Raw genomic sequence first — 26,742 nt, forward strand, 5'->3', positions numbered from 1 at the left:
TTGTCGCGCAGATCGCGGGGATGGTCTACACCTGCCCTGCCTGCTTTCCGCATTGGGATAGCTTCGCTGAAAACCTAATGTATGAAACAAACAGTACTGATCGTGATCCTGACCCTGGTCACCATGCTACACGCCTCCGCGCAAATGCCCGGCAGGCCCGCCAATATCGGCCACTTATATGGTAAAGTAACGGATGCGCAGGGTAAGCCGCTGGCTGATGCGTCCGTATATTTCCTGCAACAAAAATATGATTCCGTTTCCCGCAAAAGCCGCGAGGTGCTGGTGAAAGGCGCTGTTACGGCAGGCAATGGCGAGTTCAGCCTTGCGGAATTGCCTGTTATGGGCAGGTTGCGGCTGAAGATCTCAATTGCCGGGTTCAGCGGGCATGAGCAGGACATTACGTTCATCAACATGCCGCAGGGGGGCAAACCCGGGGGCAATGCTCCAGCAAGGCCTGCTGGCGGCGCTCCCGGCAGGATGCCGGATATGAGCGCTTTTGATAAAGACCTTGGCAATATCAAACTCAGCCCGGTGGAAAAGCAGCTGCAAACGGTGACCGTTACCGCCGCCCGCCCGCTCATACAGATGGACTTCGATAAAAAGACCTTCAATGTTGATAAGAATCTTGTATCCGCCGGCGGCACCGCGGCAGACGTGATGCGCAACGTACCTTCCGTGCAGGTGGATATAGACGGCAATGTGAAGCTCCGCAACTCCACTCCGCAATTGTACATAGACGGCCGCCCCACTACCCTCTCGCCGGACCAGGTGCCTGCGGCCGAGATCGCCAGCGTGGAAGTGATCACCAATCCCTCCGCGAAATACGATGCTTCCAGCGATGCGGGCATCATCAACATCGTGCTGAAAAAGAACCGGCAGAAAGGCTACAATGGCAATATTATGGCGGGTGCAGACAGCCGGGGCGGCTACAACGGCGGCGGCAATTTTAATCTCAGGGAAGGGAAATTCAACCTGTCTGCCACGCTCATGACCAACCAGGCAAGGAACCGCACCACGGGCACTACCAGCCGTTACCTGTCCGGCGAGCCGCGGGTGAACATTTTCCAGCAGAATGAGAACAAGACCAAAGGCGGCTTCATTTTCGGCAAGCTGGGCGTGGACTATTTTGCATCCAACAGAACAACGTTCTCTCTTTCCGCCATCCAAATGCACGGCAGGTTCAGGCCCGGGGAGGTTATTTATATACAAACAGACAGCCTGCTGCAAACCGGCACGCAAAGCATTTACAGCAACCGGTGCTACTCCTCCGGCCGGACGATAGACGGCACCACGCTGCAGCTGGGCATAAAACACAACTTCCCCAAACCCGGCCGCGAGTGGACAGCAGACGTTACCTGGAGCACCCGCAACGTAAGCGGCGACGGACTGATCACTACCGACCGAAATGGCCATGGCAGCGATTTCCAGCAAAAGAATATCCTGGGAGCAGATAACAAGCTGCTGATCGTGCAAACGGATTACGTTTCGCCGCTTTCAGCCACCACCAAACTGGAAGCCGGTCTCCGCGCACAGCTGGCCGACGTAACGAACGACAATGAAAATTTCATCCGCTACCCCGGCAGTGAATTTGAGCCGGTACATTCCGCTTCCATGAACTACGCCACTACCAACCATGTATACGCGGGCTATATCACGCTTTCCGGGGCGGTTAAACGGCTTTTCAATTACAAGGCAGGCCTGAGGGCCGAAAGCTCAGGATACACCGGCAAACTGACCAATACGGGCGAACAATTCGACAACGACTACCCGCTTAGCTTATTTCCCTCCCTGGCCCTGAGCCGCAAGCTCAATAAAGACCAGGAATTGCAGCTCAGCGTTAGCCGCAGGATCAACCGGCCCAGCTTTTTCCAGCTTTCGCCTTATACCGATTTTACGGACAACCTGAACATCACCCGCGGCAACCCGGACCTGGTGCCCGAGTTCACCAATATCACGGAATTCGCATACAGCAAGACCTTCCAGGGCAATCATACTTTCCTCGCATCCGCCTATTACAAACGCACCAACCATCTCATCACCCGCTACCTCACGAAAGGAACGCACCCCGTTACCGGTGAAGAAGCGTACATCAACACCTTCATCAATGCAGACCATGCGGAGACCTATGGGCTGGAGCTTACATCTGTAAACGCCCTCGCCCGCTGGTGGGACCTCACCACGAACGTGAACCTCTACCGCTCGAAGATCAACGCGGAAGGCGCGGCAGATCCTTTATGGAGCGTATTTGCGAAGGTGAACAACAATTTCAAACTGCCGCAGAACTTCACCATTCAATTGTCTGCCGACTACCAGGGTAAAACCAACCTGCCTGTAAATACCAACCAGGGCTTCGGCCCGCCCAACCAGGCACAGAGCGCATCGCAGGGATATATCAGGCCATTCTGTGGCGTGGATGCAGCGGTGAAAAAAACTTTCGGGAAAGAGCAGGCGGCATCGCTTACGCTCAGTGTAAACGATATATTCCGCAGCCGCAAAACGGACCAGTATTCCAAAGGGCCGGGCTTTACGCAGGATTATTACCGGCTGAACAACCCGCAGGTGCTGCGTTTGAATTTCGCCTACCGGTTCGGAAAAATGGATATGTCGCTGTTTAAGCGCAAGAACATGAAGAACCAGGGCGTGGAGAATATGCAGGAAATGTAAAATAAAAAAGCCGTCCCATCATAACCGAGACGGCTTTTTCACAGCTTTTCAGCGATATCTTTTACAGCCTGGAGCGCATAATCCCAGCCCTCCGCTGCTTCGTTGAATTGTTCTTCCGTTGTTTCATAGTGCAGCTCTTCCTTAGCCGAAAGCGTTGTTCCACCGCCGTTTTCAATGAATTCGTAGGTGATGGTGGAAAGCAGTTCCCCGGGATCGCCCGGCCCGGACAGGTTATAAAACCGGGAACAAAGAAGCCTCTCCTGTTAAAGGCGCGCTAATTTATTCCGGCTGGCAATTGACCGTACAACCGGGATTCGCGGCCCTGAAAGCAGCTTCCTGCTCCCGGGTATCCTCGCCGCAATCGCGCATTTCACTACTGGAAACGCCATTGCATACGGCTGTGCATTTGATGCAGGGGTCGCTGTCTTTAGAGCAGGAAATAATCAGTGCAGATGCCAACAGGGTTACGGCTGCTACAGCCACGACCACTCTTTTCATAACAGGGGTTTTAAGGGTATATAAGCTCGAACAACACAAAATTACGGCAATTTTACACACCGGTGAAACCCTTGCTGCTACTGTTGTTTCAGCCTTCGCATCTGCACCAGGCAAAGCCCGCCTATCACCAGCACAACACCGGCCAGCGTGAAAAAGCTAAGCGGCTCATGCATGAGGACCGCTGATATGCCGAAACCGAATACCGGGCAAAGGAAAAGCCAGAAAGATGCTTTCACGGGATTGTCTTTCAGCAGGAACAGCCACAACAAAACCGCCACCATCGATACCGGCCCTATAAGCCAGAGGGTTGAAAGCAGCCAGGTGAGGTTGAACGAATTCAGCGCGGGATCATATTGCCAGATCATCACCGGCAGCAGGAAAAGCCCGCCGAACAAGGTTTGCCAGCCATTGACCGTGAAAATGTGCAGGCTGCCGAGGTTGCTGGCGGAAAAATAGATCGCCCCGACGGAATAAGCGATCATGCTGACCAGCACCAGGCTCAGGCCGATGGGCGTAGCATAACTGTCTGCCAGCAACGGCCATGCCGCCACGCCGATGCCAGCCATGCAAAGCAGGAGGCTCAGGATGGTAAGCGGCTTCAACGGCTTGCGGAGCCAAACGGCGCTCAGCAGGCTGATGAACACGGGATTGGTGGCGGTAGCCAGCGAGCCAAGACCGGCGGAAGTGCCCGTCATACCGACTACATAAATGCCCAGGTAAAGAGAGATATTAAACAACCCGTATACCGCCAGCCTCCCCCATTCTTTGCCTTGCGGGAGGCTCTTTTTCATCCCGGCATGCGAAATGAGCAGCATGATAACCGCCGCCAGGAAAAAACGCGGTACGAAAAGCACCATCGGCTGCACCGCGCTCAGTCCCACTTTGGTGGCAGCTGACGCAGAAGCCCATAAAAATGCGAAGGTGATCCCCGCCAGTATCAGTTTGCCTCGCGGCGAGCCTGTTGCAGACATGAATAAAAGTGATGGTTCAAAGCGGCGTAAAGATAATAAAGCAATGATTGAATTTGCCGCCGTTAGTCCTCCGTATAAAAAAGAGCGGACATTTTGAGGCAGCCGCCCTAAAAGTTTTGGGGAATATGACCTTCCCGCCCCATTATTTGAATTTTACCATAAATACCCGTAAACAGACCAACTTCCGCCCCTGGCGCGGTTTTACCTTTGTCAAAAAAAAGGAATCATGTCACAAACATCAAAAATTGCCCTGGTAACAGGCGGCAGCCGCGGCCTCGGGAAGAACATGGCCATCGCCATTGCCCGCAAAGGGCTGAACGTAGTGCTCACGTACAACAGCAAAAAAGAAGAAGCCTTGCAGACCGTAGCTGAAATTGAGCAGCTTGGCCAAAAAGCGCTGGCCCTCCAGCTGAACACAGGCGATGTGAAAAGCTTCGGCGCATTTTTCGCGCAGCTTGAAAAAGAACTGCCCAAAACCTTTGGTGCGCAAAAGATCGACTTCCTCGTGAATAATGCGGGCATTGGTGTATATGCCTCTTTTGAAAACACGGCGGAAGAAGATTTCGATACTTTGGTCAACATCCATTTTAAAGGCGTATATTTCTTTACGCAAAAGGCCCTGCAGTTGCTGGCTGACGGTGGCGGCATCGTGAATATTTCCTCCGGGCTGTCCAGGTTCTCCTATCCCGGCTATGCCGCTTACGCAGCTATGAAAGGCGCGATGGAAGTGGTGACCCGCTACCAGGCAAAAGAGCTGGGCGCGCGCGGCATCCGGTCCAACACCGTGGCGCCCGGCGCGATCGAAACAGATTTCGGCGGCGGCACGGTGAGAGACAACGAGGAGGTCAACAGGCAGATCGCCGGCATCACAGCCCTCGGCCGTGTAGGCCTGCCGGACGATATCGGCGGCGTAGTGGCTTTCCTCTGCACGGAAGAAGCCCGCTGGATCAATGCGCAGCGGATAGAAGTATCCGGCGGCCAGGGCATTTAAAAATATCTGATGGAAAAGACGCTTTCTCTGACGGAATTCTACAAGACCTCGCTGGGTATTTTGCCCAGCGAGATCATTGGTAAAATAGGCCAGTTCAATGTTTTCTCATTGTCGGATTTCATTACCGACCCCAAAGCCCCTGTTCCTTACAGCCGCAAGGACTATTACAAGATCAGCCTCATTTCAGGCAGCAACAGCGTGCATTATGCCGATAAAACCCTTGAAGTGGAGCACAACATGCTCCTCTTCGCCAATCCCCAGGTGCCTTACAACTGGACGCCCGTTACGCGAAACCTGGTCGGGGAGTTCTGTGTATTTACCGATGATTTTTTTAAAGGATACGGCAACTTCAAAGCCTATCCCCTTTTCCAGCCCGGCGGCATCCCGGTGCTGTCGCTCACAGACGATGAATTCAACCAGGTGCGGGATATCTATAAAAAAATGATGCAGGAGATCGCGTCCGATTATGTTTTTAAATACGACGTGCTGCGCAACCTCGTAATGGAGCTGATCCATACCGCGCTGAAGCTGCGCCCCGCCATCATTACCCCGCTGGAATCCACCGGTACCCATGCCGCGGCCAGGATCACCGGGCTGTTCCTGGAGCTGCTGGAACGGCAGTTTCCCATCGAATCCACCATGCAGCGCGTGAAACTCCGCACCCCCGGGGAATTTGCGGCCCAGCTGAACATCCATTTCAACCACCTCAACAAAATACTGAAAGAGACCACCGGCAAAACCACCACCCGCCTGCTGGCAGAACGCATCACCCTCGAAGCGCGGGCGCTGCTGAAACATACGGACTGGAGCATTTCAGATATTGCCTGGTGCCTGGGGTTCGAAGACCCTTCCCATTTCGTTAAATTCTTCCGGAAAAACGAGCAGACCACACCCGGGGCTTTCAGAGGGTAATGACGGCTTCAACAACACTAACGGTGTGCATATAAAGCACGGCCACCAAGCAATAATCTGTCGTTGCAACTCCACATTCCCGCGCAATGCAATTTTTTCTTAAAATATAGGCCGCTCATTTATATAAAACTTAAAAACAGCAGCATGTTTTGGCTTGTTTTTGGCGGGATTGAAGGAAACCTATTCTTCACCCATCAAAAATACCTGAATCATGGCGGTAGTTAAAGTAATTGAGATCATCGCGTCTTCCGAGAAAAGCATTGAAGATGCACTGCACAATGCAGTAACGGAAGTTTCCAAAACCATTCACAACATCGATTCCGTGTTTGTGAAGGATATCAAAGTGCATGTGAAAGACGGGAAGATAACGACGTATGGCCTTATCTGTAAAGTTTCGTTCAGGATAGATGAGCAGGAACGCCAGGAAAAGGCTGCGAAATAAAACGTTTCACCGTTAAAGATCCTTCCTGTAAGCATTCCAGATACCTGACAGATCCTGGATGATCAGGATATCGCTGATCAGCCCGTCCTCAAATGTAAACACCGAGGCATAAGGGCTCCTGTAGGTTTCCCCGGTTTTCTTCAAAGTATAGGCATCGTCGCCCAGGATGATCACGCGGTTGCCCGCGTCGATGAACTCCATAGGCACCTGCTGCTTAAATACCGCAACGTCCTGCAATATCACGTTGAAGTAGCGGCTAACCGCTTCTTTGCCCCGGAACTCCCCGCTGATGGGCGTTCCACCGGGTATTGTGGATTTAAACCTGACGTCTTCCGCCAGCATACCGATCAATGGTTTGAAGCTCCAGGTGCGGTCTGTTTCTTCCATCACCGCTTTTAACCTTTCCGCATTGGCGGATAATTTTTCCTTAGCCGGGTTGTTGCAGGCTGCCAGGAAAAGCAATGTTCCCGTGAGTACGTTTTTCATGTCTCTGATTTTTGTACTTCAAAGGAAAGAACATTGCGGACAGCGATTTTTAATCTACATTAAAAAATCAGGGACGGGCAAAATTTGCCCGTAATACACTCAGGAACTGCTGGGTGATACCAAGGTACGACGCGATGTATTTCAGGGGAATGCGCTGCTCAAGGTCAGGGTATTTTTCCCGGAAATCCAGGTATTTCTGTTCGGCTGTTTCAAACTGGTTCTGGATGATCCTGTGCTGCTGCACTACCAGGGAATTCTGGTACCTGATCCTGAAGAACCGTTCCATTTTGGGAACCGCTGCAAATATCTCATCCAGGTCCGGCCCCGATAATTGAAGGACCTCGGCATCTTCCAGCGCCTGCAGGAAAAAGTTTCCCGGATTGCCGGTGAAATAGCTGTACAGGTCGTTTGCCCAATGATCCCGGTCTGCAAGTTGCACCACCCTCTCACGGCCTTCTTCATCGATATAGTACATCACGATACACCCTTTCACGACGTAATTCTTGTACTTGCACACTTCTCCTTCCCGCAGCAGGAATTCCTTTTTCCGGAGCTTCGTGGAAACAAGACGGGAGGTGATCAATTCAATCTCACGCTGGTCCAGCCGGACGAGCTGCAGGATGTTGCTGATGATGGGACTGTATTCCGGCATATGGTTAAAAAATACTTCAATTTACAGGATTTCCACGTACCCGTCCGTTCCGTTCACCCGGATCCGCTGCCCGTCTTTGATCAGTTTGGTGGCATTCTCCACTCCCACCACCGCCGGCAGGCCGTATTCCCGTGCAATCACCGCCCCGTGGGTCATCAGTCCGCCCACTTCAGTGACCAGGCCTTTAATGGATACAAACAAAGGCGTCCAGCTTGGGTCGGTAAAGGCGGTGACCAATATATCGCCGTCTTCCAGGTCGGCCTCTTCTATATCCAGGATCACCCGTGCCCGCCCTTCTACGATGCCTGAAGAAACAGCGAGGCCCGCAAAGGCCCCGGCCGGGATATCTTCCCGTTTGTACCGGCCTGTAATGCTCTCGCCATCAGAGGTGATTACACGAGGCGGGGTTAGTTTTTCGTATAATTTATAGTCCTCTTTTCGTTTGCTGATCCACTCGTAATCCAGTTTATTGGTGCGTACAACTTCCCGCAATTCTTCAAAAGAGAGATAGTAAATATCTTCTTTTTCGTGAAGAACATTGGCTTGTACAAGCCGTTCCGCTTCCTTCAGCAAAGCCTGTTTATACACGAAGTAGCGGCTGACAATGTCGTATTTCGGGTATTCCCGGTAGCCGATGAAATTCCGGACCAGGCCGATCATTTGTTTTGTCTCCCCGGCTTTTCGTTCACCATCCGGCAATTGTTTCAACCGCGATAATAGATCTTGTTCTTTTTTCAGGGCTTCCTGCCGCCCCTGTTCAAATTTTCGTTTGCTGGCGCCAGGTTCAAGGTTTTTGATGTTAGTGAGGATCATAGGCGCCAGTATGCCTGGCTTTTCACTCCACCGCGTCCTGGTGATATCGATCTCCCCGGCGCATCGCATTCCATATTTGGCAAGAAAAGCTTCAATAGCATTGCGCACTTCCTGCCCACCTTCGAACTGAGCCAGTTCTTCCAAAAAGTTCTCATCCTTTACCTGCTGCAGGTATTCAATTATTTCCGGGTAAGGACGGATCACATCTGCAACATCCAGCAGCGCCATGCCCATTTCAGAAGTAACGTTGTTGGGTACAGACAGCGAAATGGTGTCTGCCACATTTTTTTCGCCTAACCAGTCATTCATGTTTTCGTTGATCCAGGCTGAAGCATGGATGGCGGCCATGATCACGCTCAAATTTTTCATATCTGACGAACGCTGCCTCCGTTGCTGCATGTCTTCGAGGATACAATCAAATACATCCAGGCCTGATTTCGCCTGGATTTCATGTTTAAACGCTGATAACGATGCCTCGCTGCTTTTGATCAGATCAGCAACGATCGCCGGATCGTCTCCCGCTTCCGCCAGGATATCTGCCGCGGACATGCCCCTGTGGCTTTTAATGGGCCCCGGTTGGCTTTGGTCATTTGGGTCAGATTTTATAAAATCTCCCCGCTCTATGATGGTAATAAGCGCGTCTTTGATGAGCGGATCGGAGTGCCCCAGGACGTCCAGCAAATTCTGCCGGCCGGCGGGTGAAGCCAGGCCCGCTGTGATGTCCACGAACAGCCTTCCGCCGCCAACTTTAAACATGGGCCGGGCGCCGGTCAACATCCAGACAGATATTCCCAGTGGTTTAATAGGATCGGTCATCATTTGCTGGTGGCCGACAGATACGTACACGTGATTCTCCTGGTCCCCCGCTTCAGGAACCGGGTATAAAGTGGTAATGGGCCTGCTCTGGACAAAATAAAATGTATCATCCGCCAGGCACCATTCAATATCCTGGGGCCGGCCGAAATGCCCTTCGATCTTCCTGCCCAGCTGTTCCAGCTGTATGATCTGTTCGTCTGTCAACACCTGTCTGTTCTGCAGTTCCGGCGCAATTTCCTGTTCTCTCGTACCGCCGCCTTTCAGGGCATAAATGGCCAGCTTCTTGGCGGATATTTTCTTATCGATGATCTGGCCATTACGCACTTTGTAATTATCAGCACTCACCAGGCCGGATACCATGGCTTCTCCCAATCCAAAACCGGCGTCAATGGACAATACTTTCCTGTTACCGTTGACGGGATCGGCGGTGAACAAAATTCCTGCGGCCTGCGGGAACACCATCTTCTGCACAACCACAGACAGCTGTACTTTCCGGTGATCGAACCCATTCTGAAGGCGGTAGGTCACTGCCCGCCCGGTAAACAGCGACGCCCAGCACCTGCTGATATGCTGCAGGATAGATTCCTTCCCGATAACGTTCAGATAAGTATCCTGCTGCCCTGCGAAGGAGGCAGCGGGCAGGTCTTCCGCCGTAGCGCTGGACCGTACGGCAAAGGCTTCCTTTTCACCCGGTTTTGCCAGATGCGCTGCAATCTCTTCTGCAATACTTTCGGGAATGGGTATGTTTTCAATCACCGTTCGGATCTTTGCGCTGACCTCCCGGATAGTTTCCCGCTCCGCGGCCTTCAACCGGGTTAGTTCATCCAGCAGGCGGTTGAGCTCCTGGTTATTCCCGGTTATTGTTTTGTACGCTTCGGTGGTAACGCAAAAACCATCCGGCACGCGGATGCCCCCGATCCCGGCAAGTTCCCCCAGGTTCGCGCCCTTTCCGCCAACAGCTTTGGCTTTTGTTTTGTCTATATCCTGGAAACGAAGTATGTAGAGACTCATATCTTTCAGTTTTAAGGTTATTTACTATTGAGTTTAACGGTCATTTCATCCATTATCTCAACGGCCTTTACGAAATAGGTTTCAATGACCTTGATTTCCTTTTCCGAAAATGAAGCGGTCAATTTTTCCGACCTGCTCCGGAATTCTTTGTAAAGCGGCTTAAAAAGGGCCATTATTGCAGCGGTATTGGGCTCAATGATGACCTTCCTCCTGTCGTCTTCGGCAAACCGCCTTTTTACCAGTTTTTTCTTTTCAAACCTGTCTATTAAACCCGTAACCGCTCCTGTTGTAAGGCCGGTCAAATTTGAAAGTTCCCCTGCAGTCATGTGCCCCCTTTCTATCAAAAAGCCCAGGTACTTGTGGTCAGTGCCTGAAAGCCCCGCCCTTCGGGCAACGGCTTCATGCATCTGGAGGGAGGCATATGCATAATGCTGGGTAATTTTTCTTATTCTTTTGATGGTTTCGTTATCCATTTTATATCTTATTGACTAAATATCTTAGTTACTAAGGTAATATTATTTGAAAACACATCCAAATATTTATGGAATAAAAGCCAAAGCCGGGTACTTATGCAAAGAGCGCCTCCGGGAAAAGAGGCGCTCTTTAAGACTTTATGTCCGCCAGGGAAACAGCTGTCCTCCTATTCGATCTTCAGCACCTCCACCGGGTTAGTTCTTGCTGCCTTCAGCGTCTGCGAACCGATCATAATGAATGCGATCAGTAATATCGCCAGCAGGCCGGCGAACAGCTCAGTGAGCTGTACCGGCGTATGATAGGGGAAATTCGCAAGCACAACTTTTTCAAAGAATACATAAGTTACCGGCAGGGCAATGAACGCGGATATTGTCAGCAGCACCACGAAACCGCGGCTCAACAGGTATATAAGGTTGCCGGAGCTGGCGCCCATCACCTTCCTGATACTGATCTCTTTCAGCCTTGTCTCCGTAGTGAATACCACCATCCCGAACAATCCCATCGACGCGATAGAAATGGCGAGGAATGAAAGGAAACCAATGATCTTGATCATCGCGGAGAATTCGCTGTATGCGTCTTCTATCGATTCGTTATAGAATTCAGCCTGGAAAGGATGAACACGATCGAGCTTTTTCCATGCGGATTCGATCCTGGCGAGGATCGCCGGCATATCTGTGCTTTTTATTTTGACATTAATGACTGCCCTGTCCCCGGGCGTCCAGGGCATGAATGCTACCGGTTCAATGAGATTGTCCACCTTGCCGTAGTGAAAGTCTTTCATTACGCCGACAATGGTCATCCTGCGCCCCTGTACACTGAAATTACTGAATGTGACCTCCTCCCCGATTGCTTTCCCGGGGTCGTTGCCGCCAATGTTAAACCTTTTTAAGAACTGCTGGTTAACGATCACTTCAGTAGCGGCTTCGGCTGTGGCGGGCCGTGCGATAAAATTGCCGCCGGCAATGAGCTGGTATTCATGCAGGGGCATATAATTTTCGTCTACGTTGTTGGTCATTACCAGCGCAGAATCCCGCGAGTCTTTGTATTTCATAAATCCACCCCAGGCATTCCCAACGCTGGTGATGATTACCGACCGCGATAGCGCGGTTACTTCCGGCATCTCGCCCAGTTCCTTGAGCAGCGCATCAGGTTTGTTTCCCTGCATATTGATGTTCAGGATGTTTTCCGTGTTATATCCCAGGTCGAATGCAAGAATATTTTTATACTGCACATAACCAATGGAGGTGGTTGTTATGAAGATGAGCGTAAGCGTGTATTGAACCACCACCAGTGCGCGCCTGAGCGTTATGCGTTCGAATAATTTCACCGGCGATGCATTCCTGAGCGCATTGATCGCGCTGACCTTCGAAAAGAATATGGCAGGCATAAAACCGGCAATAACGCCTACGGTCACTGAAAAAATGATAAAGGCTATGACCATAACCGGCGTAAGCTCCAGCTTTACTGTGCGCTGCATTTCCGGCGCCAGGTTTATCAGCTGCGGCCGCAATATGAGAAAGATGAAGAATGAAAGCAGAAGGGCCGCCAGGGAGATCATGACCGCTTCCACCAGGAACTGTTGCCATACCTGGCTCTTCCCCGCGCCAATGGCTTTCCGGAGACCTATTTCCTTAAAACGCCGCATGGCCCGTGCCATTGAAAGGTTGGTATAGTTGAAACATGCGGACAGGATCACAACCAGCGCCAGCCCGCCGAGTATCCAAAGCACAACCGGCGGCATATGCGGCCCCATGGAGCCGGGCCCTCCCTCGGAACTGCGGAAACTCTCCCCCACCACGATCTCATACAAAGGAAGCAACCCAAGCTGTATCCTGGAACTTTCTTCGGCAAGGTTCTCCTCCCTTGCAATAGCATCAAGCTGCGACTGGACCGAAGCCCGGTCTGCATTCTCCGGCAGCAGCAGGTACACATAGCTGGACGACATGTTGGTCCATTCCCCGAAATTCTTATTGTTCCTGTTAAGCTGCTCAGCCGTTGAAAGCGATACCAGCGCCTCGAAGCTGATATGCGAAAAGAAGGGAACGTCCTTCATGATGCCGGTCACCTGGTAATCGAGCGAATCGAACCGGATAGCCTTGCCCAGCGCGGGCTGGTGGCCGAACAGTTTTTTCGCCGCCGTTTCCGTGAGCACGATCGAGTAAGGGTCTTTCAGCGCTGTGGCGGGATTGCCTTCCAGCATCGGGAAGGTAAAGACCTTGAACAGCGACGGATCAGCCCAGAGCCCCCTGACCGGGAGGATATTATCGCCCACCTTCGCATCCTGCGAAAAGTCGTTGCGTACGATAGCCACTTCTTCAACGCCGGTCACTTTCTCCCGGATAAGTTTCCCGGTCTTTATGGATGTAGTGGCAAATTTGCCGCTTTGCTGGCGGTTTTCAGTCAATACATTGGTGATGCGGTAGATCCTTTCCCCATGCTCATGGAACCTGTCGTAGGAACGCAGGTCCAGCACGAACGCGATCAGCAGCAGTCCGACGGACATGCTGATGGCGAGGCCAATGATATTGATGAACGAGAACAGCTTGTTGCGCGTTAAGTTGCGTCCCGATGTTTTGACGTAGCTTCCGATCATGATCCGGTTAATTAAAAGGTGGGCGAATGTGGGTTTCCGTACCGTATAACTTCTGAAGAACTTGAGTGCGTCAATAATATAGATCAGTTTCGCGCGGCGCGGCCCGAGGGACCGCACGTTCCGCTCGAAGTATTCATGGAGGTCGCCGGTGAGGTCCTCCACAAGCCCTGACTTACAATACCATTCCACGAAACGCTGCGCCCAGGCGGGCGGATGATGTTGCCGTTCCTCTTTCATGCTATATCTTTTTCCAGGCAAGCGCCGGTATCCTGCTCCACAGCTGGTCGCGCATAGACTTGGCGCGCACCAGCGCCGCTTTTCCCGCTGTCGTGAGTTGATAGAATCGTTTTCGTTTCCCGCCGCGGGTCTTCGTGGCTTCCCCCAGCTCGCTTTTCACGAGCCCCTTCTCTTCCAGGCGGTTGAGCACCGCATGCACCACGCCGAGTTTCACCGAACGGCCCGTGTGGTCCGAGAGTTCGTCGCATATAGCTACGCTGTATGCCTCTTCCATCAGCGCAGCGATGGTAAGCATTACCAGTTCTTCAAATTCTCCGAGGTTTGTTCCTTTCATCTGAGGAATTAATTACGTAAATGTATGTATAATGACATATAATACATACAAAATGTGACGAAATACCTTTAAAATGGTTTGAATCAGCTTATTATGGCATCATAAGCCTGTAAAATTATTGTTATACCTTCATATTATTAATCGACCCATAGCCTATTTGATATGTATCTCGACCATCATCCATCTGCTGAAGATGTTGAAAAAGTATTTGCGCCTTATTATAAAGCTGACGTGAAGATATGGAAGAGGTTTTCAGAAAAAATCCAGGTTCGGGAATTTTCTAAATCCGCAGTCATTAAGGAGTACAATGCTATTGAAAAATACCTGAACATCATTGTGAAGGGTTCGGCAGGTTTATTCGTATGGAACGGCAACAGGGATATCTGCATCAACCTGTTATACGAATCCAGCTTTATGAGCGACTATCTCTCGTTTTTGAACCAGCAACCTACTGTCATTAAAGCCGAAGCGCTGGAGAATACCGTACTATGGTCGATCCACTATACCGATTTAAACGCGCTCTACGCTGCAAACAAAACCGGGCTGCGGATCGGTAAGGCCATTGCTGAAATTTTATATGTAAGAAAGCAGCGGGAGCAGATCAGTCTTTTGACACAAAGTCCCGAAGAACGTTATCTTCAGCTCATCACAGAACGGCCCGAAATATTTCAACGTACCCCGCTTAAGGTCATTGCTTCCTACCTGGGCTTAACGGCAGAGAGTTTAAGCCGCATCAGGAAGAGGGTTACGGAACGGTAAAACTTACCCAAAGTCAATTTTATTCTCCTTTCTTTCTTCTAGCTTAGAACTATTATGAAAGGAAAGATCAATATCCCGGCAATTATTTTATTCTATGCCATTGCGGTAGTTTTCAGGTTTCTGGTGGTTAAGACCACTTTATTGAACCAGGTAGATAACGAGTACCTGAAGATCCTCTTACGCGGCATGGGGCCAACGATTGGTGCTATTGCAGCTTTTGCCCTGTTCAAAATTCCATCAGGCCTTTCCTTAAAAGGAATTTATAAAAATTTCATGCTGCCCTTTGCGGTATACTGGATCTTACCGGCCGCATTGATCGCTTCGGTTTATTATTGGCAGACCAGCCAGTTCCCAATTGTGTTAATATTTACCGTTCTGGTATATGGGCTATTGGAAGAGATCGGCTGGCGCGGATTTTTGCAGCAGCAGCTAAAACCGCTTCCGAAGATCTATTCCATCATCACGATCGCGATCCTTTGGTTTAGCTGGCACCTGAACTTTGATTTAAGTGCAAGCAATCTTATTTTCTTCGGGATCATCTTCCTTGGTACCTGGGGGATCGGAAAAGTGTATGATAAAACGGCTTCCCTGCTGGCTGTTGCAGGCGTTCATTCGCTGAACAACTTCTTCAGGAACGGGCTACATCAAACAGAACTGATATTGATCGCGGTATTACTGGCAATCTGGGTAGTATTTGTTATTTGGCACCCTAAAACAAAAACGCCCGGCAATCGCCAGGCAAATTTAGAGCGGAGGAAGAGGGATTCGAACCCCCGGACCTGTTACAGTCAAAATCATTTTCGCAAAGACTACCACATCCCTGAAACAAAAACGCCCGGCAGTCGCCTGGCAATTTAGAGCGGAGGAAGAGGGATTCGACCCCCCGGACCTGTTACAGTCAAAATCATTTCGCAAAGACTACCACATCCCAAAAACAAAAACGCCCGGCAATCGCCAGGCAATTTAGAGCGGAGGAAGAGGGATTCGCCCCCCCGGACCTGTTACAGTCAACATAATTTCGCAAAGACTACCACATCCCAAAAACAAAAACGCCCGGCAATCGCCAGGCAATTTAGAGCGGAGGAAGAGGGATTCGAACCCCCGGACCTGTTACAGTCAAAATCATTTTCGCAAAGACTACCACATCCCTGAAACAAAAACGCCCGGCAGTCGCCAGGCAATTTAGAGCGGAGGAAGAGGGATTCGCCCCCCCGGACCTGTTACAGTCAAAATCATTTCGCAAAGACTACCACATCCCAAAAACAAAAACGCCCGGCAATCGCCAGGCAATTTAGAGCGGAGGAAGAGGGATTCGAACCCCCGGACCTGTTACAGTCAAAATCATTTCGCAAAGACTACCACATCCCAAAAACAAAAACGCCCGGCAATCGCCAGGCAATTTAGAGCGGAGGAAGAGGGATTCGAACCCCCGGACCTGTTACAGTCAACAGTTTTCAAGACTGCCGCAATCGACCGCTCTGCCATTCCTCCGGCGCAAAAGTATAAATCCGGTTGAATTTAAAAAAATTATTTTTCGGCAGAGAGCGAAAAAACTATTGAAAGTCAATACTGTGAAGGGTTACAAAGGAATAAAAAAACCGGCAGACCGCGTTTCACCGCTAAGTCTGCCGGTACAACCTGATGTTCATGAAGAAAGATAACCAGTGACAGATGACAGTTGCCCTTGCATTCTTCCGTATAACCTGTCTGTTGATTCCGAAATTAACAACTATCACCTGGCCCTGGTATCTCCTCTCCTTTTATTGGAATCCGCCGCCCAGTGAGCGGTAGAGGTCTACCATTGCGGTAAGGCGCTGGCGCCGGATGTCTGCCTGCGTAAGCTCTGCCTGGAGGCTGCTGCCCTGGGCGTTGATCACTTCCAGGTAGTTGGCCAGGCCGCTGCGGAACAGCAGGCGGGCGTTGCTCACGGCCTGCTGCGTGGTTTGCAGCCTTGCGCCGGCAATGCTTTGCTGGCCCTGCAGCTTATCCAGCTGGATCAGCGCGTTGGACACTTCCTGTACGGCCACTGTTACGCTCCTGCGGAACTCGATCACGGCCTGGTCGCGCTCAACTTTGGCTACTTCCAGGTTGGTTTTCAGGCGCCGCTGCTGGAAGATAGGCTGGGCGATATTGCCGGCTACGGTGCCGAACAGGGAGTTGGGCATGGAGAACCATTTGCCGATCTCGTAAGCGTTCAAACCACCGTTGGCGGTAAGGCTCAGCGCAGGGTACATTGCGCCCTGGGCCGCGCCTACGTTGGCGTTGGCGGCTTTGAGGCCCAGCTCGGAGGCTTTCACGTCCGGCCGGTTGGCGATCACGCGCGTGGGGATGCCGGTTTGCAGGCTGTCCCAGATAGGATAATTTTCCAGCGTACCGCCGCGGGCGATGGTGCCGGGCATTTGTCCCATCAGGATGCGGATGGCGTTTTCCTGGATGGCTGCGGCCTGCTCCAGCTGCGGGATCAGCAGCTCTGCGTTCTGCTTCTGCGCCACGGCTTGCTGCACGGCCAGCTCAGTAACGTCGCCGGCTGTTTTCTGCATTTTGATCATCTGCACGATGGTGTCGCTGAGCGATACGTTCTTGCGGGCTATTTCCAGCTGTGCATCCAGCATCAGCAGGTTGAAGTAGCTGTTGGCCACATTGGCGATGATACCAGTCTGCACTGCTTTCGCAGCTTCGAAGGTTTGCAGGTAGGTGGCCAGGGCCGATTCTTTCTGCCGGCGGATCTTGCCCCAGATATCGATCTCCCAGCTCAGGCCCACGCTGAGGTTATAATCCTCTATGTGGTGGCTTCCGAGAAAACTCCCCAGGCTCAGGCCGTTCAGGCTGTTCTCGGAAGGATTGGTGCTACTGGCAGTGGCATTGGCCGTTACGGAAGGCAACAGCTGAGCTTTGGCCTGTTTGAGGTAGCTGGAAGCGGCGTCTATCCGCTTGAGGGCCACCTGCAGGTCGAAGTTGTTTTTCAATGCTTCCGTGATCAGGTTTTGCAATGCCTGGTCGGGGAAAAACTGCCTCCATTGCGCATTGGCGATGGTGCTGTCTGTTGCCGCGGCATTGCCGAACTGCGCCGGTACGGCCACTTCGGGCCGCTGAAAGTCTTTTCCGACCTTGCAGGCGGCGAACGAAGCTGCCGTGAGTATAGCTATTAAGTATTTTGAATATTGCGTCATAATATTATGCCTTGATTTTACTTATACAGTTGCTTCTTCCATTTCCATCTCTTCTTCATAAACCCTCAGGCCGGGACGGCCGGTTATTTTTTCCTGTAAGAACTGGAATATCACATACAGCACAGGAATAATAAATATGCCCAATATTACCCCGGTCAACATACCGCCGATGGCGCTATAACCAATGGAATGGTTACCCACTGCGGAGCCTTTCTGCACAAATACCAGGGGTATCAGACCTACGATAAAGGCGAATGAAGTCATCAGGATAGGACGAAGCCTGGCCCTTGCCCCGGCCAGCGCCGATTCTACCAGGCCCATGCCGTTACGTCTTCGCTGCACGGCAAATTCCACGATCAGGATGGCGTTCTTTGCCAGCAAACCTATCAGCATGATCATACCGATCTGTACGTAGATGTTATTGTCCAGGCCGGCAAAACCGATGAACGCGAATACGCCCAGGATACCTGTCGGGATGGTCAGGATAACTGCGAGCGGCAATACATAACTTTCGTATTGTGCTGCCAGCAGGAAGTATACGAATATGATACTGAGCAGGAAGATATAAATCTGCTGGTCGCCTGCGCTGATCTCTTCGCGGGTCGCACCGGTCCATTCATACCCATAACCAGCCGGCAACGCCGTTTTGGCTGTCTCTTCAATGGCCCTGATGGCATCACCTGTACTATAACCCGGCTTGGGCGTACCGTTGATGGTCACGGCATTGAACATGTTGTTGCGGGTCACCGTTTCCGGGCCATATACGCGTTTCAGCGACACCATCGATTTCACCGGTACCATCTCACTCTGGCTGTTCTTCACATAAATACCGTCGAGCGAATGGATATCGGTACGATAGGGTACGTCAGCCTGCGCTACCACACGGTAGTATTTACCAAAACGGTTAAAGTCCGAAACGTAACTGCTGCCGTAGTATATCTGCAGGGTCTGCATCAGGTCGTTAATAGACACGCCTAATTGCTTGGCCTTAAAGTTATCCACTTCCACCCTGTACTGGGGGTTGCCGGCGGAGAAGGTGGTAAAGGCCGCACCGATCTCTTTCCTTTGCATCAAAGCGCCGATAAAGGCCCAGGCGTTGTTACCCAGCTGATCCAGCGGGCGCCCCTGCTTATCCTGCAGCATGAACTCAAAGCCGCTCACGTTACCAAAACCCTGTACTGTCGGGAAGGTAAAGAAGAAGGCGCTCGCATCTTTCAGTTGGCTCGCCGGCCCGTACATCATCCCCGTGATCTGGTCGATATTCTCTACGGGACCTCTTTCACCCCTGTCTTTCAGGCGTACGAACCCTGCAGCATAAGGAGATGCGGCAGCGTTGCTGATGAAGTTAAAACCGTCTACGGTCCATGTATGTTTTACTGCCGGGATCTGGCGAAGCGCCTCGTCTATTTTTTGTGTAGACTTATGCGTTCTGTCCAGGGAACTGCCCGGAGGCGTGTTTAGCGCGTATAATACGAAGCTCTGGTCTTCTGTGGGAATAAACCCGGTAGGTGCTCTCTGGGCCAATATAAAGGCCCCGATCGTTACAACTGCCAGGAGGCCGATGGCGACTGCCTTACGTTTGATAAGGAAATTAAGGCTCTTGATGTACCGGTTCGTCATCGAGCGGAAACTGGCGTTAAAGGCATTAAAGAAGCGGCTTCCAAACCCTGTTTTCTCGCCATGCTCGCCTCCTTCCGCTTTCAGGAACAGGGCGCACAGCGCGGGGCTCAGGGTCAACGCGTTCACCGCGGAGATCATGATCGCAATAGCCAGCGTAAATGCAAACTGCCTGTAGAACACGCCTGCGGGACCCTGCATAAAACCAACGGGTATAAACACCGCCATCATCACCAGGGTAATGGAAATAACAGCGCCTGAGATTTCATCCATCGACTTCAGCGTAGCTTTCCTGGCCGGCCATCGCGTATGTTCCATTTTGGCGTGCACGGCTTCCACCACCACTATCGCATCGTCCACCACGATACCGATTGCCAGTACGAGAGCGAACAGGGTGAGCAGGTTGATACTGAAACCAAACAGCTGCAGGAAGAAGAAAGTGCCCAGGATGGCCACCGGCACTGCAATAGCCGGGATCAGCGTAGAGCGGAAATCCTGCAGGAATATATACACCACGAGGAACACCAGCAAAAATGCGATCACGAGCGTTTCACGAACCTGGTGTATGGAGGCGTCCAGGAAGTCCTTGGCGTTGTACATTACTTCCGTCTTCACGCCGGTAGGAAGAGAAGCCCTGAAATCCACCAGCAGATGCTCGATATTATCAAGGATCTCGTTGGCGTTGGAGCCGGCTGTCTGGATGATGGCAAAACCAGCTGCCGGTTTGCCATCCAGCAGGTTGTTCGCGCCGTAGTTGAGCGACCCGAATTCTATACGGGCCACGTCTTTCAGGCGAAGCATAGATCCGTCGCTGTTGGCTTTTATGACAATATTCTCATAGTCTTCGTTCAGGCTCAGCTTTCCTTTGTATTTCAATACAAATTCAAAGGTTTCCTTGCTGTTTTCACCCAAACGGCCCGGGGCCGATTCAATGTTCTGATCCCTGATGGCGTTCAGTACGTCCTGCGGCGCGAGGTTATTGGCTGCCAGGCGGTCAGGCTTCAGCCAGATACGCATGGAATAGTCTTTGGCGCCGAAGATCTGCGCCTGGGCTACACCGGGCACACGCTGGATCTGGGGGATCAGGTTGATCTTGATATAGTTCTGCAGGAACTTTTCATCGTACTCTTTAGGGTTTTCACTATATAAACCCATGAACATGATGAAACCGTTCTGTACTTTCTGCGTGCTGATACCGGCTGTTACTACCTCTGCGGGTAACTGGCTGGTGGCTTTGGATACCCTGTTCTGCACGTTCACGGCAGCGATATCAGGATCGGTCCCCTGTTTGAAATAGACCGTCAGCACCATACTGCCGTCGTTATTGGAGTTGGAGGTCATGTAGGTCATGTTCTCCACCCCGTTCACCGATTCCTCGATCGGGTTAGCCACGGAACGGGCCACTACTTCGGCGTTGGCGCCGGGGTAAACGGCCGTCACCGTCACACTGGGCGGCGCGATGTCCGGGAACAACGTAACAGGCAGGGCGAAGTAGGAGATAATGCCCAATAATAACAGGATTATGGACACTACCGTTGAAAGCACCGGCCTTAATATAAATCTTCTTAACATGATGAATTCACTTTTAGATCGTAAGTAAAAATCGATTTTGCATGCTATGCTTTACCATGAAAGCATCGCCTGTTACTTACAATGGTTTTGACTTAAGCACACTGTCTGCCGATACCTGCTGCGGTGCAATAACAGCCCCGTCTTTTAAGCTGCCGGTACCGGACAGAACGATCTTCTCGCCTGCTTTCAGTCCCTCACCTACATAATAGAAGTTGGCTGTTTTACCGGCGATCCTGATAGGCCTGCTGGCCACTTTATTGCTGTCAGCTACGGTATATACGAGCACTTTATCCTGTATCTCGAATGTAGCTTCCTGCGGTATCGTAATGGCGGCAGCCACTTCCTGCGCGAACCTTACTTTGCCTGTGTTGCCCGTACGCAGTACGCCGTCGGCATTGGGGAAAGTGGCGCGGAAGCTGATAGCGCCGGTTGTTTTATTGAACTGCCCTTCTATCGTTTCTATTTTCCCTTTCTGTTCGAACGTGCTGTTGTCTGCCAGTATCAGTTCTACCGGAGGTGCATTCTTCAGCTTCTCTTCCAGCGTCTTGCCCGGGAAGTTGTTCTTGAAGGTGATAAAGTCCGCTTCGCTCATTGAAAAGTAAGCGTACATTTCACGTACTTCAGAAAGCACGGTAAGAGGCTGGGCGTCAACGTTGCTTACAAGGGCACCCACTTTATAAGGGATCCTCCCGATGTAGCCGCTTACCGGTGCGGTCACCAGGGTATAGCCTACATTGATCCTGGCGCTGCCTACAGCTGCTTTAGCCTGGGCCAATGCAGCTTTCGCCACCTCCAGGTTTGCTTTCGCGGTCTTTAACTGTACGTCAGAAACCACGTTGCTGGCAACCAGGGGCTCCAGGCGGTCCACTTCTACCTGCGCCTTTTCTACGTTAGCCTGTGCTGCAAGCTGGTTCGAGCTGGCGCCGTTCAGCTGTTCGGCATATACCTTCGGATCGATTTTAAACAAAGGCTGCCCTGCTTTTACATAAGCGCCTTCATCTACAAATATTTTCTCCAGGCAGCCGGCTACCTGCGGGCGCACGTCTACATTCACCTTTCCTTCAAGCGAAGCCGGGAATTCCAGGTAAGTAGTAGCCGGGGCCGATGTAACCACCATCACCGGCAACTGCGGGGGCCCCTGTTGGGGAGGACCTGCCTGGGGAGATGAGCAGCTATATAAGAATACAGCCAACATCAGGACGCCTGACAAGTAACCGAGTGGCTTGTGTGTGATCATTTTTTTGAGTGATAGTTCCATGTGTTATTGTGTTATAGAATTTAACGTGAGTCCGGTTTTATGTGGCACATGCAGGCCCGGTGTTAATATATTACCGTTAACAGACCGATGCCTGGTATGCTATATCTTACAAATGTTTTTAAGTTCGTCATTAGTTGTTCCAATCATCTTCCGGCCTTATACGCGCCGCATGATCACCGCTTTTTTTTTGCAAAAAGCAATGGACATTACAGAACATTCAGGCATAGTTGTACCTGGCTATTCAAAACATGGTGTGAAAAAAGGAAGACTGTAATACTGCCTGGGCTTGCAGTATGTCGCTGTAACTAGTAGTTCCTGTTTTCCGATATTGCTGTTATATCTTCAAAACAGAGCTGTCACAGTTAGGTTTACATAAGTTTCATCGTTCGCTGTATTGATGCGTTGCAATTGACAATGCAAATGTATAAAGTCTGTTCTTAAGTTGTACGTTCCGAATCGCGGTATTAATTGTACTTTTCGCGGATGGTTTTTTGGAACAGCGCCGGCGTCTGCCCCGTGTGTTTTTTAAAGAAACGGGAGAAATAAGCGTCGTCGTCGAAGTTCAGTTCCCCCGCAATCTGCTTCACAGAGTGCTTTTGCCAGAACAGCAGGCGTTTGGCTTCCATGATCCGCTTGGCGTCTATGATCTGTTTGGCGCTGCGGCCGATGGTGTTTTTTACCGTATCGTTCAAATGCCCGGGGGTAACGTGCAACATTTCGGCATATTCCGCCACCTGTACCTTCTCCCTGAAATGTTCGTCCACCAGTATTTTGAACTGGATGCCCAGCCCGTTGAAGGGGGCTTCGGAACGGTATATCTCCGTGCTGCCGGTCTCCGGCCGGGCTATCCGTCCGCAGGCGATGATGAACGCGCTCAGGATATGGCGCAGGACGGCTTCTTTGCGCGGCTTGTCGCTGCGGAACTCGTGCAGTAGGATGCGCGCGAAGGAAAGCACTTCCTGGAGCTGGTTTTCTTCCAGGTGCAGGATATTGTCCTTAAATACGCACTGCCAGCAGCTGAGCACCCCGAGGGTTTCTGTCACCAGGAAGTCACGCGTGAAGTACATGGCCAGCACTTCAGCATCGGCGCTGCGGTCGTGCTGGTGGATCTGCTCCGGCTCCAGCATGATGATGGCCGGGGCGTGAATGGTATGCTTCTCGAAGTCAATATACTGGGTCACGCTCCCTTTCAGCAGGATATCTATGGTATAACCATCGTGCCGGTGCGGAACGTCGAACCCCTCCCAGTCTATCTCACGGAGATTGGCCAGGTGGATGAGGAATTGCGAGCCTTCTTCCGCATAGGCGGAATCCTGCACGCTTATCAGGGGAATATGATTGAACTTCGTCAGTTGCATGGGATGTGTTTTTACGGTTAATGATCCCTGTGCCCGGGCTGTTTTCAATAAAAGGGCTGTAAAGATACGTTATTCTGCCTTTTGCCGCTCCTGCACCAGCACCAGGTCCGCCAGCTTCACCTGGATGGGGATGTTGCCGATCTGCACCACGGCCACTTTGCCGCGCAGCTCGTTCACCCTGCCCACCTGGTTATTGGTCCGGATCTTCACCTGGTCGCCCGGTTTCACTTCGCCCCTCACCTCCTCGAACCTGTCCTGCACCTTCTTCTTTATCTTTTCATTAATTGCCTGGCTTTTGCGGTTAAACAGCAGGGCTTCCGCCTGTTTGATCACCTTCTGCTTGTCTTCTGTCCGTTTCCATTCTATCACGATCTGCTTCAGCTTGCGCTCCATATCCTTCAGGTACGCCAGGTCATCTTCCTTGATCTTGTTCTGCAGCTTCTGAAGGGTATATTGCTGCTGTACGCGTTCTTTATCAGACAATATTTCGTACTCTTTCTTCAGCTTCTCGTTCTCTTTCAGCAGTTTCTGCAGCTCTTTTTCCCTGCTTTCCACCTTCTGAAGGTCCTGCTCGGCCTTGTTGAGCAGCTTGTCCAGCCTGAAATGCCCTTCATCCACCAGCTTCCTGGCCCGGTTGATCAGCCCCTGGTCCAGCCCGATGCGCTGCGCGATGCTGAACGTATAGGAACTGCCCGGCTTGCCGATCAGCAGCTTATACATAGGCTGCAGGTTCTGCTCATCGAAGCCCATGGCAGCGTTCACGATGCCTTTCACTTTCCCGGCCATGATCTTCAGGTTCAGGTAGTGGGTGGTCACGATGCCGAAGGCATGCTTGCGCGCCAGCTCTTCCATGATCACCTCGGCAAAGGCCCCGCCCAGGTTGGGGTCTGAGCCGCTGCCCAGCTCGTCTATAAAAAAGAGCGTCCTGCCGTTCGCATTCTCCATGAAGTGTTTCATGTTCTTCAGATGCGAGCTGTAGGTACTCAGTTCAAATTCAAGGCTCTGCGTGTCGCCGATGTGGATCATCAGCTGCCGGAAGATGCCGAGCTGGCTGGTGGGGTGCACGGGTACCAGCAGGCCCGCCTGCAGCATCAGCTGGATGAGCCCTACGGTCTTCAGCGTCACGGTTTTCCCCCCGGCATTGGGCCCGCTGATGACGAGGATGTGCTGCTCCTTGTCCAGCGTCATGCTGATGGGGATGGTGGGCTTACCCTGCTTGCGGTTATACAGCAGCAGCAAGGGATGGTAAGCCTCTACCAGGTGCACCTGCGCATGCGGCACCAGCATGGGGAAGTTGCCGTTGATATCCAGGGCCAGGCGGGCTTTTGCCCGTATAAAATCATAAATGCCCAGGATGTCGTGATAACCGCTCAGCAGGCTGTGATGTTTCGCCAGGTCGGCGGTAAGGCCGCGCAGTATCCTGTATACCTCGCGCTGCTCGTCCCGCTCCAGGGAATATACTTCGTTATTGAGCTGGATGGTCTCTTCCGGCTCCAGGAAGGCCGTCCGCCGGGTATCTGACTCGCCGTGAAGGATGCCCTTCACCATGCGCTTCTGTTCGGCGAAAATGGCCACTACCCGGCGGCCATTGAGGAAACTCTCCTCAATATCCGCCAGGTAGCCCTGCTTCTGTAATTTGGAAAGGATGCGGTCAAACACCCTTCTAAGTTCGGTGCGCTTGCGGAACAGCTGCATGCGCAGCCTGGCCAGCTCAGGCGTGGCGTTGTCCCTCACCTGCCCGGCCTCGTCCAGCACTTCGTCTATCAGCGCCACGATCTTCTTTTCGTAGTATGTGTTGGCAATGACGCTATGCAAGGCTGCATAGGTCACTCTCCTGTCGGCATCAAAAAATCGTACAATGCTGTTCATGCTTTCCGCCAGCTTGCGGATCTGCATGAACTGTTCACCCGTGAGCACGGCCCCCTGGATGTCCAGCAGGCGGAGTTCCTGCTTCAGGTTCAGCACGTAGTCATTCGGAAAATGCACCTGGATCAGCACCAGCTGCTTGTATTCATGCGCCTGTTGCAGCGCGGTTCTCACGTAATCGATGTGTGTATGCAGGCGCAGCTCTTCGGCCATTTGCTTGCCCAGCTCCGTTTTGCAATGCTCCTGCAGTAATGTTTTTACTTTGTCAAACTCCAACTGTACCAGCGCCGACTCTGGAAAATATTTCACCTTTTGTCAATTTAAATTTTGCGGCTGCCGGCCCGGTGCAACCTTTTTTCCTTTTTTCGTTCCGCAAAGTTGGACCATCTCCCGGAAATGCTCAAAAGCGATTGATCAATAAACCGGTACGAATGACAAATGCGGTTCATCATCCGCCTTTTCTCAAAAGAATGTTAAAGTTACTTAACTTGTTGATCCAAAGCACCAGGGATATCGTAATTTGATAGACAGAACAAACATATGATGAACCTGAAAAAATACCTGCTCGCAACGCTTTTCGCAGGCTCCGGCCTGGTCAGTTGCGCACAGTCCAAAAACGAAACAAGTAAAGAACCAGGGGATATGAGCATTCCAAAAGACACAAAGACCGAAACGGCAACCTTCGGCACCGGCTGCTTCTGGTGCACGGAAGCACAGTTCCAGCAGCTGGAAGGGGTATTGACAGTGGAATCCGGCTATTCCGGGGGCGACCGGCCCAACCCCACTTACGAAGAGGTAAGCACCGGCAATACCGGCCATGCCGAGGTGGTGCAGATCACCTACGATCCAGCAAAGATCACCTTTGCCACCCTGCTGGAAGCTTTCTGGCTCAGCCACGATCCTACCCAGCTGAACCGCCAGGGCAACGACGTAGGTACCCAGTACCGGGGCGTCATTTTCTACCACAATGAGGAGCAGCGGAAGGAAGCAGAGTTCTACAAAAAGAAACTGCAGGAATCAGGCTCCTACAGCGCGCCGATCGTAACGGAGATCGCCCCTTTCAAGGCTTTTTACAAGGCGGAGAACTATCACCAGAATTACTATAATCAAAATGGTTCAGCACCATATTGTTATTACGTGGTGAAGCCGAAGCTGGAGAAATTCAAGAAGGCTTTCGCGGAGAAGCTAAAGAAATAGTATTGCATTTCTGACAAAACTGAAAAAGACGCCTCCGGGGGCGTCTTTTTT

At 51.7% G+C, this 26,742-nt stretch carries 20 protein-coding genes and 1 tRNA gene; 7 read left to right on the top strand and 14 right to left on the bottom strand.

Annotated features, from left to right (window positions below; translation table 11 throughout):
- The first annotated feature begins 81 nt into the window (after positions 1-81).
- A complete protein-coding gene (locus R3I13_RS11685) occupies positions 82-2,664 on the top strand; it encodes a TonB-dependent receptor (protein ID WP_346318136.1) in 2,583 nt (860 codons plus the stop codon).
- 279 nt (positions 2,665-2,943) lie between these two features.
- On the opposite strand, the gene R3I13_RS11690 is transcribed toward R3I13_RS11685, so the two are convergent.
- The gene (locus R3I13_RS11690; protein WP_346318137.1) at positions 2,944-3,162 is read right to left on the bottom strand and encodes a hypothetical protein; all 219 of its coding nucleotides are present in this window, start codon (positions 3,160-3,162) and stop codon (positions 2,944-2,946) included.
- A 77-nt stretch (positions 3,163-3,239) separates the two neighbouring features.
- A complete protein-coding gene (locus tag R3I13_RS11695) occupies positions 3,240-4,133 on the bottom strand; it encodes a DMT family transporter (protein ID WP_346318138.1) in 894 nt (297 codons plus the stop codon).
- Positions 4,134-4,359: 226 nt separating this feature from the next.
- Here R3I13_RS11695 and R3I13_RS11700 point away from each other — a divergent pair, with 226 nt between their 5' ends.
- From R3I13_RS11700 to R3I13_RS11710, 3 genes are all read left to right on the top strand, one after another.
- Complete coding sequence (locus tag R3I13_RS11700) at positions 4,360-5,124, top strand: SDR family oxidoreductase (protein ID WP_346318139.1); 765 nt, start codon at positions 4,360-4,362, stop codon at positions 5,122-5,124.
- A gap of 9 nt (positions 5,125-5,133) precedes the next feature.
- On the top strand, positions 5,134-6,036 hold the full coding sequence (locus tag R3I13_RS11705) for a helix-turn-helix transcriptional regulator (RefSeq protein WP_346318140.1): 903 nt from the start codon (positions 5,134-5,136) through the stop codon (positions 6,034-6,036).
- Between the two features lie 211 nt (positions 6,037-6,247).
- Positions 6,248-6,478, top strand: a complete 231-nt coding sequence (locus tag R3I13_RS11710; protein WP_346318141.1) for a dodecin family protein — start codon at positions 6,248-6,250, stop codon at positions 6,476-6,478.
- A gap of 12 nt (positions 6,479-6,490) precedes the next feature.
- Here R3I13_RS11710 and R3I13_RS11715 read toward each other — a convergent pair whose 3' ends face one another.
- The 6 genes from R3I13_RS11715 to R3I13_RS11740 all read right to left on the bottom strand — a co-directional run bounded on the left by R3I13_RS11715 (position 6,491) and on the right by R3I13_RS11740 (position 13,894).
- Entirely contained in the window at positions 6,491-6,964 is a 474-nt protein-coding gene (locus R3I13_RS11715) for a nuclear transport factor 2 family protein (protein WP_346318142.1), read from the bottom strand.
- Between the two features lie 67 nt (positions 6,965-7,031).
- Positions 7,032-7,616, bottom strand: a complete 585-nt coding sequence (locus R3I13_RS11720; RefSeq protein WP_346318143.1) for a Crp/Fnr family transcriptional regulator — start codon at positions 7,614-7,616, stop codon at positions 7,032-7,034.
- Positions 7,617-7,637: 21 nt separating this feature from the next.
- Positions 7,638-10,256, bottom strand: coding sequence for a phosphoenolpyruvate synthase (gene ppsA / locus R3I13_RS11725; protein WP_346318144.1), 2,619 nt, complete (start codon positions 10,254-10,256; stop codon positions 7,638-7,640).
- A 17-nt stretch (positions 10,257-10,273) separates the two neighbouring features.
- Positions 10,274-10,729 carry a MarR family transcriptional regulator gene (locus tag R3I13_RS11730; RefSeq protein ID WP_346318145.1) on the bottom strand — a complete coding sequence of 152 codons (456 nt, stop codon included), beginning with the start codon at positions 10,727-10,729 and terminating at the stop codon, positions 10,274-10,276.
- 167 nt (positions 10,730-10,896) lie between these two features.
- The gene (locus tag R3I13_RS11735) at positions 10,897-13,560 is read right to left on the bottom strand and encodes an ABC transporter permease (protein WP_346318146.1); all 2,664 of its coding nucleotides are present in this window, start codon (positions 13,558-13,560) and stop codon (positions 10,897-10,899) included.
- 1 nt (position 13,561) lies between these two features.
- Positions 13,562-13,894, bottom strand: coding sequence for a helix-turn-helix transcriptional regulator (locus R3I13_RS11740; protein ID WP_346318147.1), 333 nt, complete (start codon positions 13,892-13,894; stop codon positions 13,562-13,564).
- A 162-nt stretch (positions 13,895-14,056) separates the two neighbouring features.
- Here R3I13_RS11740 and R3I13_RS11745 point away from each other — a divergent pair, with 162 nt between their 5' ends.
- The gene (locus tag R3I13_RS11745; protein WP_346318148.1) at positions 14,057-14,653 is read left to right on the top strand and encodes a Crp/Fnr family transcriptional regulator; all 597 of its coding nucleotides are present in this window, start codon (positions 14,057-14,059) and stop codon (positions 14,651-14,653) included.
- Between the two features lie 54 nt (positions 14,654-14,707).
- On the top strand, positions 14,708-15,511 hold the full coding sequence (locus R3I13_RS11750) for a CPBP family intramembrane glutamic endopeptidase (RefSeq protein ID WP_346318149.1): 804 nt from the start codon (positions 14,708-14,710) through the stop codon (positions 15,509-15,511).
- Between the two features lie 548 nt (positions 15,512-16,059).
- On the opposite strand, the gene R3I13_RS11755 is transcribed toward R3I13_RS11750, so the two are convergent.
- The 6 genes from R3I13_RS11755 to R3I13_RS11780 form a co-directional block, all read right to left on the bottom strand.
- Positions 16,060-16,144 (bottom strand) — tRNA-Ser (locus R3I13_RS11755).
- A gap of 269 nt (positions 16,145-16,413) precedes the next feature.
- Complete coding sequence (locus tag R3I13_RS11760; protein WP_346318150.1) at positions 16,414-17,823, bottom strand: efflux transporter outer membrane subunit; 1,410 nt, start codon at positions 17,821-17,823, stop codon at positions 16,414-16,416.
- A gap of 21 nt (positions 17,824-17,844) precedes the next feature.
- Entirely contained in the window at positions 17,845-21,012 is a 3,168-nt protein-coding gene (locus R3I13_RS11765) for an efflux RND transporter permease subunit (protein WP_346318151.1), read from the bottom strand.
- A gap of 76 nt (positions 21,013-21,088) precedes the next feature.
- Positions 21,089-22,270 carry an efflux RND transporter periplasmic adaptor subunit gene (locus R3I13_RS11770; RefSeq protein ID WP_346318152.1) on the bottom strand — a complete coding sequence of 394 codons (1,182 nt, stop codon included), beginning with the start codon at positions 22,268-22,270 and terminating at the stop codon, positions 21,089-21,091.
- 464 nt (positions 22,271-22,734) lie between these two features.
- Positions 22,735-23,628, bottom strand: a complete 894-nt coding sequence (locus R3I13_RS11775) for a helix-turn-helix domain-containing protein (protein ID WP_346318153.1) — start codon at positions 23,626-23,628, stop codon at positions 22,735-22,737.
- Between the two features lie 69 nt (positions 23,629-23,697).
- Complete coding sequence (locus tag R3I13_RS11780) at positions 23,698-25,803, bottom strand: MutS2/Smr-associated SH3 domain-containing protein (RefSeq protein ID WP_346318154.1); 2,106 nt, start codon at positions 25,801-25,803, stop codon at positions 23,698-23,700.
- A gap of 333 nt (positions 25,804-26,136) precedes the next feature.
- On the opposite strand from R3I13_RS11780, the gene msrA reads away from it, so the two are divergent.
- A complete protein-coding gene (msrA, locus tag R3I13_RS11785) occupies positions 26,137-26,691 on the top strand; it encodes a peptide-methionine (S)-S-oxide reductase MsrA (protein WP_346319150.1) in 555 nt (184 codons plus the stop codon).
- Positions 26,692-26,742: the final 51 nt, after the last annotated feature.

Origin of the sequence: Chitinophaga sp. YIM B06452, assembly GCF_039655965.1 — a bacterium.
Classification (GTDB): domain Bacteria; phylum Bacteroidota; class Bacteroidia; order Chitinophagales; family Chitinophagaceae; genus Chitinophaga.

What these genes read in the sequence shown, in the direction of transcription:
- R3I13_RS11685 (WP_346318136.1), top strand. Translation starts at nt 82, where the DNA reads ATGAAACAAACAGTACTGATCGTGATCCTGACCCTGGTCACCATGCTA.
- R3I13_RS11690 (WP_346318137.1), bottom strand. Translation starts at nt 3,162, where the DNA reads ATGAAAAGAGTGGTCGTGGCTGTAGCAGCCGTAACCCTGTTGGCATCT.
- R3I13_RS11695 (WP_346318138.1), bottom strand. Translation starts at nt 4,133, where the DNA reads ATGTCTGCAACAGGCTCGCCGCGAGGCAAACTGATACTGGCGGGGATC.
- R3I13_RS11700 (WP_346318139.1), top strand. Translation starts at nt 4,360, where the DNA reads ATGTCACAAACATCAAAAATTGCCCTGGTAACAGGCGGCAGCCGCGGC.
- R3I13_RS11705 (WP_346318140.1), top strand. Translation starts at nt 5,134, where the DNA reads ATGGAAAAGACGCTTTCTCTGACGGAATTCTACAAGACCTCGCTGGGT.
- R3I13_RS11710 (WP_346318141.1), top strand. Translation starts at nt 6,248, where the DNA reads ATGGCGGTAGTTAAAGTAATTGAGATCATCGCGTCTTCCGAGAAAAGC.
- R3I13_RS11715 (WP_346318142.1), bottom strand. Translation starts at nt 6,964, where the DNA reads ATGAAAAACGTACTCACGGGAACATTGCTTTTCCTGGCAGCCTGCAAC.
- R3I13_RS11720 (WP_346318143.1), bottom strand. Translation starts at nt 7,616, where the DNA reads ATGCCGGAATACAGTCCCATCATCAGCAACATCCTGCAGCTCGTCCGG.
- ppsA (WP_346318144.1), bottom strand. Translation starts at nt 10,256, where the DNA reads ATGAGTCTCTACATACTTCGTTTCCAGGATATAGACAAAACAAAAGCC.
- R3I13_RS11730 (WP_346318145.1), bottom strand. Translation starts at nt 10,729, where the DNA reads ATGGATAACGAAACCATCAAAAGAATAAGAAAAATTACCCAGCATTAT.
- R3I13_RS11735 (WP_346318146.1), bottom strand. Translation starts at nt 13,560, where the DNA reads ATGAAAGAGGAACGGCAACATCATCCGCCCGCCTGGGCGCAGCGTTTC.
- R3I13_RS11740 (WP_346318147.1), bottom strand. Translation starts at nt 13,894, where the DNA reads ATGAAAGGAACAAACCTCGGAGAATTTGAAGAACTGGTAATGCTTACC.
- R3I13_RS11745 (WP_346318148.1), top strand. Translation starts at nt 14,057, where the DNA reads ATGTATCTCGACCATCATCCATCTGCTGAAGATGTTGAAAAAGTATTT.
- R3I13_RS11750 (WP_346318149.1), top strand. Translation starts at nt 14,708, where the DNA reads ATGAAAGGAAAGATCAATATCCCGGCAATTATTTTATTCTATGCCATT.
- R3I13_RS11760 (WP_346318150.1), bottom strand. Translation starts at nt 17,823, where the DNA reads ATGACGCAATATTCAAAATACTTAATAGCTATACTCACGGCAGCTTCG.
- R3I13_RS11765 (WP_346318151.1), bottom strand. Translation starts at nt 21,012, where the DNA reads ATGTTAAGAAGATTTATATTAAGGCCGGTGCTTTCAACGGTAGTGTCC.
- R3I13_RS11770 (WP_346318152.1), bottom strand. Translation starts at nt 22,270, where the DNA reads ATGGAACTATCACTCAAAAAAATGATCACACACAAGCCACTCGGTTAC.
- R3I13_RS11775 (WP_346318153.1), bottom strand. Translation starts at nt 23,628, where the DNA reads ATGCAACTGACGAAGTTCAATCATATTCCCCTGATAAGCGTGCAGGAT.
- msrA (WP_346319150.1), top strand. Translation starts at nt 26,137, where the DNA reads ATGAGCATTCCAAAAGACACAAAGACCGAAACGGCAACCTTCGGCACC.